Source organism: Thiohalocapsa sp. (assembly GCF_019695415.1).
Classification (GTDB): domain Bacteria; phylum Pseudomonadota; class Gammaproteobacteria; order Chromatiales; family Chromatiaceae; genus Thiohalocapsa.
On the sequence record NZ_JAIFKJ010000569.1, the window covers coordinates 1 to 7,873 of the forward strand.

General features: G+C 69.0%; 8 protein-coding genes. 3 read left to right on the top strand and 5 right to left on the bottom strand.

Annotation, left to right across the window (positions count from 1 at the left end; genetic code table 11):
• The 3 genes from holA to leuS form a co-directional block, all read right to left on the bottom strand.
• A partial coding sequence (holA, locus tag I6U14_RS15725) for a DNA polymerase III subunit delta (protein ID WP_296900466.1) occupies positions 1 to 914 on the bottom strand: 914 nt, incomplete at its 3' end.
• 37 nt (positions 915 to 951) lie between these two features.
• On the bottom strand, positions 952 to 1,527 hold the full coding sequence (gene lptE, locus I6U14_RS15730) for an LPS assembly lipoprotein LptE (protein WP_296900467.1): 576 nt from the start codon (positions 1,525 to 1,527) through the stop codon (positions 952 to 954).
• Positions 1,528 to 1,550: 23 nt separating this feature from the next.
• Positions 1,551 to 4,112, bottom strand: coding sequence for a leucine--tRNA ligase (gene leuS, locus I6U14_RS15735; protein ID WP_296900468.1), 2,562 nt, complete (start codon positions 4,110 to 4,112; stop codon positions 1,551 to 1,553).
• Positions 4,113 to 4,541: 429 nt separating this feature from the next.
• Between leuS and I6U14_RS15740 the strand changes: the two genes are divergently transcribed.
• Together I6U14_RS15740 and I6U14_RS15745 are read left to right on the top strand one after the other, a co-directional pair.
• Positions 4,542 to 5,294 (top strand): L,D-transpeptidase, encoded by a 753-nt coding sequence (locus I6U14_RS15740; RefSeq protein ID WP_296900469.1) that lies wholly within the window; start codon positions 4,542 to 4,544, stop codon positions 5,292 to 5,294.
• A 78-nt stretch (positions 5,295 to 5,372) separates the two neighbouring features.
• Positions 5,373 to 5,891 carry a hypothetical protein gene (locus I6U14_RS15745; RefSeq protein WP_296900470.1) on the top strand — a complete coding sequence of 173 codons (519 nt, stop codon included), beginning with the start codon at positions 5,373 to 5,375 and terminating at the stop codon, positions 5,889 to 5,891.
• 99 nt (positions 5,892 to 5,990) lie between these two features.
• Here the strand turns inward: I6U14_RS15745 and I6U14_RS15750 are convergent, their stop codons facing one another.
• The gene (locus tag I6U14_RS15750) at positions 5,991 to 6,431 is read right to left on the bottom strand and encodes a hypothetical protein (protein WP_296900471.1); all 441 of its coding nucleotides are present in this window, start codon (positions 6,429 to 6,431) and stop codon (positions 5,991 to 5,993) included.
• A gap of 72 nt (positions 6,432 to 6,503) precedes the next feature.
• Positions 6,504 to 6,887, bottom strand: a complete 384-nt coding sequence (locus tag I6U14_RS15755) for a hypothetical protein (RefSeq protein ID WP_296900472.1) — start codon at positions 6,885 to 6,887, stop codon at positions 6,504 to 6,506.
• Between the two features lie 265 nt (positions 6,888 to 7,152).
• Here I6U14_RS15755 and I6U14_RS15760 point away from each other — a divergent pair, with 265 nt between their 5' ends.
• Complete coding sequence (locus I6U14_RS15760) at positions 7,153 to 7,839, top strand: TIGR04283 family arsenosugar biosynthesis glycosyltransferase (RefSeq protein ID WP_296900473.1); 687 nt, start codon at positions 7,153 to 7,155, stop codon at positions 7,837 to 7,839.
• Positions 7,840 to 7,873: the final 34 nt, after the last annotated feature.

Here is a 7,873-nt window from a genome sequence, read left to right on the forward strand (position 1 = left end):
TGCTGGGGGGGCGACGGGGGGGTCTTCTCGCGCGGCAGCCGGCGCACGGCGGTCAAGGTGGCGCTGCGGCGGGATTCCGGGACCTTGTGCTCCCGCAATGCTGCGGCGATGTCACCGCGGTTGGCCTGCGCAAACGCGATCGCGGCGAGCTTGCGCAGCTCGCGCGCCAGCACCCAGAGCACCAGCGGCGCCGCCGTCCCTTCCGCATGCAGGGCTCGCAGCACGCGATCCACGCGGGCACGGTCACCGGCAACGGCAGCGTTGGTCAAGTCGAAAAGGTCGTAGCGGGCGCTGTCGTAGACGCCGGCCAACAGGGCTTCCGCGTCCAGCGTGCCCGGCTCCCGCAACAGGCCAAGCTTCTCGATCTCCTGGGCGGCGGCAAGCAGGTTGCCCTCCACACGCTCGGCGAGCAGTGCCAGGGCCTCGTCCGTCGGCTGGAAGCCGGCACGCCTGAGCCTCGCGAGCAGCCATTGCTGGAGGCGCCGCCCCTGGGGCTGGCGCACCTGCACGATAACGCCCGCGGCATCGAGCGCCTGGGCCCATTTGGACGACAATGTCTTCCAGTCGAGCCGAGGCGCGATGATCAAGAGGAGCACGTCGTCGGCGGCCAAATCGCAGTAGCGACGAATCGCCTTGGCACCGTCGGCACCGACGCCTTCCCCCGCAAGGCGAACCTCCACCAGGCGGCGCTCGGCAAAGAGCGACAAGGAGGCCGCCGCGTGTTCCAGCGCGGACCAGTCCGATTGAGCATCGGCATCCAGGCAGGTGCGCTCACTGAAGCCGTGGGCGCGGGCGGCAGCACGCACGGCGTCAGCCGCCTCTGCGAGCTGCAGCGGCTCGTCGCCAAACAGGAGGTAGGCACGCGCCGGCGGGCGCTGCAGTGCGTCCTCAAGCTTGTCGGGCTCGAGTCGCATGTCAGGTCTCGTGCTGCCGCAACGAGGCGCCCGCTGTTTAGGCGCCGGTGCCCGTGCGCTGACGAAGCGCCGCGCGCAGCCGCAGGATGACCTGGTCGGCGGCGTCGTCCGCCATGTCGCCGTAAATGATATCGGTCTCCAGCTCCTTGCCGAGCACGGCGACGTCGGGGTTGTCATCGAAGGTGCGGTCCAGCGTGAGCTCCTGCGGCTCGATGATGGCGGCGCCGCTGCTGTCGACGACGCTGAAGCGCACCCGGGAGGTGAGCATGTAGCCGAGCGCCTTGCCATTCTGATCCACTGCGACCACACGGGCATTCCGATTCTCGGACAGAATGTCGATGACGAGGCCCGCATCGGCGGCACTGCGGGTGCTCGGCACGCCGCTCGCGGCGAGACGCGCCTCGACGCTGCGTCCCACGAGCCCACCGCCACGCACATACACGGGGCTCAGGCCGGGCGGAATGTCCACGGCGCCGCGCAGTTGGAAGCCGCAGCCATGGAGACCGGCCACCAACATGGCCAGCAAAGCCAGCACCGGCATCGACCGCAGTACCCCGCGGGCGCGACGCTCGCAGACAACAGCATGCAGCAATTCGATATACCGTCCCCGCATTTGGGTCTTGTCAGCCGACGGGGTCATTTGGCGACGACGTTGACGAGCTTATTGGGCACGACAATCACCTTGCGGACCGTAACACCTTCGGTGAAGCGCTTGACGTTGTCATCGGCCAGCGCCGCAGCCTCGATGGCCTCGCGCGGGGCGTCCGCCGCCACCTGCACCTTGCCGCGTACCTTGCCGTTCACCTGGACGACATACTGGATGCTGTCCTGCGCCAGCGCGTCCTCATCCACGACGGGCCAACCGGCGGTCAGCACGTCATCGCCGAAGCCGAGCTCCCGCCACAGATGATGCGTCACATGCGGCGCGATGGGCGCGAGCAAGCGGAGCACGACGCCCAGCCCCTCACGCAGCACCGCCGCCTGTACCGGCTGGTGCGCCTCCAGCTTGTAGAGGACATTGACCATGGTCATGCAGGCCGAGACCACGGTGTTGTACTGCCGGCGCTCGTAGTCGAACAGCGCCTTCTTCAGCGCCGTGTGGATGTCCCGGCGGGCATCGGCCGTGGCTGCATCGGCGCCATCGGGACCCGCTGCCGCTCGCACTGCATCGGCTGTACCCGCCGCCAGCGACCAAAGCCGGCGCAGGAAACGCGCCGCGCCCTCCACACCCTCGTCGGACCACTCCAGCGACTGATCCGGCGGCGCCGTAAACATGGTGTAGAGCCGCACGGTGTCGGCGCCGTAGCGCTCGATCAGCGTTTCCGGGTCCACGCCGTTATTCTTGGACTTGGACATCTTCTCGACACCGCCGAAGGTGACCGGCTCACCGTCCGCCTTCAGCACGCCGCCGACGAGCTTGCCCTTGTCATCGCGGGTGACCTCCACGTCGACCGGGTTGTACCAGGTGCGCCGGCCATCGGCGCCCTCGCGATACCAGGTCTCAGCTACGACCATGCCCTGGGTCAAAAGCCGCGAAAAGGGCTCATCACAATCCACCAGCCCCTCATCGCGCATGAGCTTGTGGAAGAAGCGCGCATAGAGCAGGTGCAGCACCGCGTGCTCGACGCCGCCGACGTATTGGTCCACCGGCAGCCAATAGTTTGCCCGCTCGTCCAGCATGGCCGTGTCGCAGTCGGCAGAGCAGTAGCGCGCGTAGTACCAGCTGGACTCGAAGAAGGTATCGAAGGTGTCCGTTTCTCGAGTCTCGCCTTTGGCGAGCTTCGCGAAGGATTCCATCTTTTTGAGCGGGGAGCCGGAGCCGTCGACGACGACGTCCTCCGGGAGTCGCACTGGCAGCTCGGTCTCTGGGCGAACGCCGCCGTCCGGCGTGTGGACCACCGGGATCGGACAGCCCCAGTAGCGCTGGCGTGATACGCCCCAGTCCCTTAGCCGGAAATTCACCCGTTTTTCGCCCTTGCCACGCTCGGCGAGCCAGTCGGCGATGGCGTCGAAGGCCTGCTCCGACGTGAGGCCGTCGAAGGGACCTGAGTCGGCAAGCACGCCCTTCTCGACATAAGCGCCGTCTTCGATGCTGCAGGGACTGCCGTCGGCGCTGACGATCACCTGTTTCTTTGGAATGCCATAACGTTCGGCGAACTCCCAGTCGCGCTGATCGTGGGCGGGCACGGCCATGACGGCGCCGGTGCCATAGCCCATGAGCACGAAATTGGCGGCGAAAATCGGCACCGGCTCGCCGGTGATGGGATGAAGGGCGTCGAGGCCGAGGCGATGGCCTCGCTTCTCCATGGTCTCGAGCTCCGCCTCCGTCGTGCCGCCCCGGCGGCATTCATCGATAAAGGCGGCGAGGTCCGGGTCCCGCTCAGCGCGGGCGCGGGCCAGCGGATGCTCGGCGGCAACAGCGACATAGGTAACGCCCATCACCGTGTCCGGGCGGGTGGTGTAGATGCCGAGGGTTTCCTCGCTGTCCGCAATGCCGAACTCCATGTAAACGCCCTCGGAGCGGCCGATCCAGTTGCGCTGCATGGTGCGCACCTGCTCGGGCCAGCCGTCCAGGGTGTCGATGGCGTCCAGCAGCTCCTGCGCATAGTCGGTGATACGCACGGACCACTGCTCGATCTCGCGCTTTTCCACCGGCGCACCGGAGCGCCAGCCCTTGCCATCGATCACCTGCTCGTTGGCAAGCACGGTCTGGTCGACAGGGTCCCAGTTGACGGTGGCCTTGGCGCGGTAGGCGAGCCCCTTTTCCATGAGCCGGGTGAACAGCCACTGCTCCCAGCGGTAGTAGTCGGGGTCGCAGGTGGCGAGCTCCCGCGACCAGTCATAGCCGAAGCCGAGCCGCTTCAGCTGCTCCTTCATGGCCTCGATGTTGGAGCGCGTCCACCGCGAAGGCGGGATGCCGTGCTTGATGGCGGCGTTTTCGGCGGGCAGGCCGAAGGCGTCCCAGCCCATGGGCTGGAGCACGTTCTTGCCGAGCATACGCTGATGGCGGGCAATGACATCGCCGATGGTGTAGTTGCGCACATGGCCCATGTGCAGCCGCCCAGACGGGTAGGGAAACATGGAAAGACAATAGAACTTCTCGCGCGAGGGGTCCTCCACGGCGCGGAAGCTCTGGTGGGCGTCCCAATATTGCTGTGCCGCGGCCTCGATGGCGGCGGCGTCGTATTCGGTTTGCATCTGCTTGAAGGGCCTTGTCTGGATAGAGGCCAAAAGCGCGCCCGCGCCGCACAGGTCGACCGTTGACGAAAGCGGGCGATCGGGCGATGGGCAATGGCCGCATTGATGCGGTAGAGGATACCGTATCGTCGGCCGGCGACGGCACCTCGAGGTCGGCACGCTGCAGGCATTTTGTCTTCGGAAGCACCCCGCGATTGCCCTTTGCGGCTGCGCGTCACGTGGCAGCTCCAGGGAGCACACCAGCGAGCAGGGTCGCGCGCACGTCCAGTCGCTTCGGGCGTCAACGCCGGTCGGGAGGACATCTCCCGGGATCTGTCCCAAGCAACCGGGGCGCCGAGTACCGCCCTATACCGCCGGCCCAGCGTCCGCGCCTTTGCTCCAGCTGCGTCAATCGGTTAACGTCTTGGCTCTGCGCCGCCGGCGCTCCCAATGCCCATGCCGGACGAATCCATGACCCATCCGCACACCGCCCCGGACCCGCGTCGCCGCGTGGGCCCCCTCCTGCTGCTTGCTGCCTGGCTGCTGACGGCCGCGGGCTGCGCCCAGATGAGCTTCCCTGACCTGCCACCGACAATGCAGACGTCCCAGGAGGAGACGTCGGAACCGCCAGAAGCTGAGACGCCGGAATCCGGCGAGGGCAGTGTCGCCGAGACGTCTGAGCCACCCCCGGAATCCGAGCCGACGCCGGAAGCGGCGCCGGGGCAGCTGTTCGAATGGTCCGGCGACGGGCGGGATATTACACGCATCGTCATCGATACCAATGCGCAGACGGCAACCTTCTTCGCAGGCGCCGAGCGGGTGGGCTGGACCACCATCGCATCGGGCGTGTCGAGTCACCCAACCCCGCGCGGTCAGTTCTCCATCCTCGAGAAGGTGCGCGATAAGCGCTCCAACCTGTATGGGAAGATCGTCGGCAGCAACGGCCGTGTCATTCGTGCCAGCGCCCACGGCAGGGATCCGGTGCCGCGCGGCGCCCGCTTCGTCGGCGCGAGCATGCCGCATTTCATGCGCCTCACCTACGACGGCATCGGTATGCACGCCGGTCCTATCCCCAATCCGGGGCAGCCCGCCTCGCACGGCTGCATCCGCATGCCTCCGGACATGGCCGCCGCGGTGTTCGCGCACGTGGGTCCGGCACCGGCTGCGTCCGGCGTAGGAGGCCGCCCCGGTGGTGGCAACTAGGCCGGCCGCACCGATCGCCGGCGGGGGGACGGGCGGGCCCGCCGGGCGGGAGCGGCCGCGGCCGCCGAAGGCACTGCGTTGGACGCATTGGATGCGGAGATCGAGGCGCTGGAGGAAGCTGGCGTTGAGGTGCCGAGCAGCGCCCCCGATGCTGTGGCGCCGGCTCAAGGTGCCGGCGGCGGGCAAGCTGCAGGCACGGCAGACCGTCCCGCGGGCGGTGCCGGCGAGCCTCGCAGCGGGACGCAGACGCCCGCCTCCGCGCCCGACCCGGAACCGGCGGCCGCCAATTCCGGTGCCGATACTGCGGACGCCGGCACATCCGAGGAAGCCGGCACATCCGAGGAACCGTCCGCCCGCGCGCCCCAGGCCGGTGCTGCTCGCGGCAGCGACACCAATGCGGGCTCCGGCACTAGGCCTACGCGCCAACCGGGCCCCGACCAGCCGGAGCAACGGGCGCGGCCGGACGCCGAGGCGATGCCGACGCCGGATGCCCCGTCCGCGGCACCAGACGAGTCGCTGCCGGATTACTACGGACCGCCGGCGCCGGCGCCAACCATCCGCTCCGCCGGGACCGCGGTGGCTGCTGCCCGGGCCTGAGCTGCGCCGGGCCTGAGCCGCCGCGTATCAAGCAATGCGTGCGGCGGGCCTCCGGGCCGTCCGGGGCCTGCGCGAGAGACGCGAGCGTCCTGCAGGCGCTCAGCCCAACACGTGCTCGTAGGCGAGCCGCAACAGTGCCAGCTCCGCCGCCGGCAGTCCCCTTGCTGCGGTCAGGTCGAGGAACGTGGCACCCACAGATGCAGCGGCGGCCATGGGCGGATCGAGGTTGGTGAAGCTCGCGAGCCGCACGGCCGCGCAGCCGTCGGCGCTGCACACGTGGCCGCGGAAGCCGGCATCTGGCTCCAGGCACCCGCGGGGCAGGCCGAGGTTGGCCTCCGTCGCCCGCAGCAGCATGCCCGGGTGCAGCTGCAGCCGGCCGCCGTCGGCGCTGGTCTCTGCATCGCAGGGATGTCTCTGCACCACCGCATCCGCCGGCAACGGCCCGGGCGTACAGACGCCGCCGTGAGCATGGCGCAGAAAGCGCAGGCGCGCGCTGCTGCGCTGCTTGTGATAGAGGATCAGATGCAAGCGCTCGGTCATGAATGGGCTCCCGGCGGTGGCCGGCGGTTGCGTGCGGCTTGCCTCGCCATTCAGGGCGTCTTCAACGTGCCTTCAGGGCGCCGCGAGCAGGCGAAGGTCGGCACGTACGCTGGCCGCATCGCCACAGTCAGGGGCACCGGCCCAAGCCTCGACAGCCTCCACGAACCATCGCGTGTCCCGAGGATGCATGCGCGCGATGTCGTACTCGCCGAAGCAGCTGCCGTCGGGGTGGAACACGAGCATGCCGATCCGATAGCCGCGGGCGTCCTGCCATTCAGCGACCAGGCTGTCCGCGCCGGCGGCCGGGTCCCGTTCCAGCCGGTAGACCGCGGTGTCCGGCGCACAGCCGGCGGCGGTGTCGGCACCGAACAGACGCGCCGCTTCTCGACGCAGGGCGGTGCAGAGGGCGTCGGCGCGCGGGCGCAGCGCCTGGGTCTGCTGCTGGAGGCTGTTCATGGCTTGGTCTGAAGCACCTGGCGTGCCAGTTACCCGTCCGCCTGCAAAAGGGCGGTATCGCCCCAAAATCGCCCGCTGGGATGATCGCCTCCGAGCATGACACCGTCCGAGACGGCTTGCGCGGCTTGCGCGGCTTGCGCCAATTTGTCAGGAATGCCACCCGCCGTCAGCGCTCATGACAGAGAGAGACCCACCAGCACCGCCTGCACCCTTTTCCGCGACGGCCGCCCCCGAACCAACCCCGGAACCAGCCCTGAAGCCCGCGATGGATCTCGCGATAGTGATCCCCACTCGCCAGCTGGACGCCGAGCTGGCGGCCGGTACCCATGCGCTTGTCGCGGGCCTGCAGCCGAGCGAGGTCATCATCGTGGAGCCGGAGGACGCGGCGCCCGCAGGCGCCGTCGCGCTGCCCGCCGGCTGCCGCCTGCTGCGGGCGCCCCGCGGCCGCGGCACTCAGTGCAACGCGGGCGCCCGGGCGAGCCGTGCGCGGCTGTTGCTGTTCCTGCACGACGATACCCGCCTGCCGGCCGACGCCGCGCAGGTCATCGCGGAAGCCTTCGGTAGCCCAACCGTCGGCATGGCGTGCTTCCGACTAAGGTTTGACCGTCGCCACCCGCTGCTCGCGCTCTACGCCTGGTGCTCACGCTTCGACTCCGTCTGGACCACCTTCGGCGACCAGGGCTACCTGATTCGGCGCTCGCTGTTCGACGCCGTCGGTGGCTTTCCTGACTGGCCGCTGTTCGAGGACGTGGAGCTGGCGCGCCGCGTACGCCGCCAAAGCGGCACCCTGCGGCGTATCCGCAAGCTCGGCTCCGAGGTCACCACCTCGGCGGTGCGCTTCGAGCGCGGCGGCGTGCTGCGCCAGCAACTGCGCAACGCGGTGGCCATGCTGCGCTTCTTCGCCGGCGCCTCACCCCAGCGGCTGGCAGCGGCCTATGAGAGGGAGCAGTAGGCGGGTCAGCGATGGGACCGCGGCAGAGCGTCTT

Coding starts and splice junctions, on each gene's coding strand:
- I6U14_RS15750 (WP_296900471.1), bottom strand. CDS start 6,431: ATGACCGAGCGCTTGCATCTGATCCTCTATCACAAGCAGCGCAGCAGC.
- I6U14_RS15740 (WP_296900469.1), top strand. CDS start 4,542: ATGCCCATGCCGGACGAATCCATGACCCATCCGCACACCGCCCCGGAC.
- lptE (WP_296900467.1), bottom strand. CDS start 1,527: ATGCGGGGACGGTATATCGAATTGCTGCATGCTGTTGTCTGCGAGCGT.
- I6U14_RS15755 (WP_296900472.1), bottom strand. CDS start 6,887: ATGAACAGCCTCCAGCAGCAGACCCAGGCGCTGCGCCCGCGCGCCGAC.
- leuS (WP_296900468.1), bottom strand. CDS start 4,112: ATGCAAACCGAATACGACGCCGCCGCCATCGAGGCCGCGGCACAGCAA.
- I6U14_RS15760 (WP_296900473.1), top strand. CDS start 7,153: ATGGATCTCGCGATAGTGATCCCCACTCGCCAGCTGGACGCCGAGCTG.